The organism is Atopobacter sp. AH10, from assembly GCF_003664595.1.
Classification (GTDB): Bacteria; Bacillota; Bacilli; order Lactobacillales; family Aerococcaceae; genus Atopobacter.
In genome coordinates this window covers 1-1491 of sequence record NZ_QXPZ01000069.1, presented here as the reverse complement: position 1 = coordinate 1491, position 1491 = coordinate 1, and the positions used below count along the sequence as shown (strand labels likewise).

The window sequence follows — 1491 nt, the reverse complement described above, 5'->3', positions numbered from 1 at the left end:
AATTTACATGGCGTCTTTTTTTTTCACAATTGAGTGGCTAAGTTCATTCTAAAATCCACCTCTCCTTTTTGATTGTTTTGGTTGGTATCTACAATCTTACAAAAGGCAGGCCCTTTTTTCTATGGTTGTTTGGAGGTTACACAAGAAATTTCACACTGTGTTCTAACTTTATTCATATCATACACCTAACAATAATTTTTCTCAAGTATATATTGCTAATCGTGTAGTGTTTTTCAGATTTCTACGATTGTGGAAATAGTATGATATAATATAAGTTAAGAATATTTTGTATCAAGGAGGTTATCTGTTATGAAGTGTAAAATAACCTTACAAGAACGCTTAAAGGATTTAAGAGTTGCACATAATTTAAATTTAGAGGAACTATCCAAACTTACCGGTATTTCAAAATCTGCCTTAGGCAACTATGAAAATGATGATTACAAGGAAATCAATCATGGTAATTTAGTTGCACTTGCCAAGTTTTATAATGTTTCTACCGATTATTTACTTTGCCTTACAGAAAATAAAAATCACCCAAATACAGAACTTACTGATCTACATTTGAGTGATGATATGGTTGATTTATTAAAAAGCGAGGCTATCAATAACCGCTTACTTTGTGAAATTACTACACATGATAAATTTAAGGAACTTATGGCTGATACGGAAATCTTTGTTGACGGGATTGCTACAGGGCGTTTTAATAACTTAAATACTTCTCTTGAGAATGTCAGAACTGAAATTATCAGTCAAAATCCCGATATAGAAGAAGATGTTCCATTAAAAACTCTCTTGGCTGCACAGATAAGTGAAGAAGACTTCTTTTGTCATGTTACTCATAAAACTTGGGATACTATCCTAAAAGATATTCGTAAAAATCATGAACACGATGTTGATAGTATGCCCAATGATGACGACATTTTATCCATGCAGAAACTTAATCAAATTATGAAATCATCCGGAAACAGCATAGATAAATATATCGAGGTTTTCTGTAATTCACTTGGGATAAAATATAAAAGAGTTTCTGAAAGTGAAAAGGAATCTTTCAGAAAACTGCTTAAAAAATCTCCTGCAATTAAAAATTCAGGTATCAGTTTTAGGAAAAGAAAAAGATAATTGCATATTCTTTACTCCAATTATTTAATTTTAATAATCGTAAATAGGCTTGATATTTTGTATTTTATATTTGAGGTTATTCTGTATTGGAATAACTTCTCTTATAGAATACAACATCGGGGGAGTGGTTTTTTATATTACAGATGATATTTATCCTACTTTGCCCTAAACAAGCTCATGCCTATTAAAGGTACTCTTGGCATAGAGCGTTTATTGGATAAAGTAAAAGTGCGTGTGAGCTTTACACCGCTACTGACAAGCGATTCATCTTTAAAAAGCATCTCTTCTTCAAGTGCTCGAAATTGCGACAGCCATAGGCGGTCTTCTTGAGGGTTTTTATTTGATTGTTCCACGCCTCTAAATGACCGTTGT

2 protein-coding genes are annotated in these 1491 nt (G+C 32.2%); one reads left to right on the top strand and one right to left on the bottom strand.

All coding sequences use genetic code 11. From position 1 onward, the window contains the following. Nucleotides 1-309 precede the first annotated feature (309 nt). On the top strand, nt 310-1119 hold the full coding sequence (locus tag D3H64_RS10010) for a helix-turn-helix domain-containing protein (RefSeq protein WP_121566068.1): 810 nt from the start codon (nt 310-312) through the stop codon (nt 1117-1119). 241 nt (nt 1120-1360) lie between these two features. On the opposite strand, the gene D3H64_RS10360 is transcribed toward D3H64_RS10010, so the two are convergent. After that, nucleotides 1361-1491, bottom strand: a 131-nt coding sequence (locus D3H64_RS10360) for a transposase (protein WP_147429915.1), incomplete at its 5' end; no start/stop codon positions are given.

What these genes read in the sequence shown, in the direction of transcription:
- D3H64_RS10010 (WP_121566068.1), top strand. Translation starts at nt 310, where the DNA reads ATGAAGTGTAAAATAACCTTACAAGAACGCTTAAAGGATTTAAGAGTT.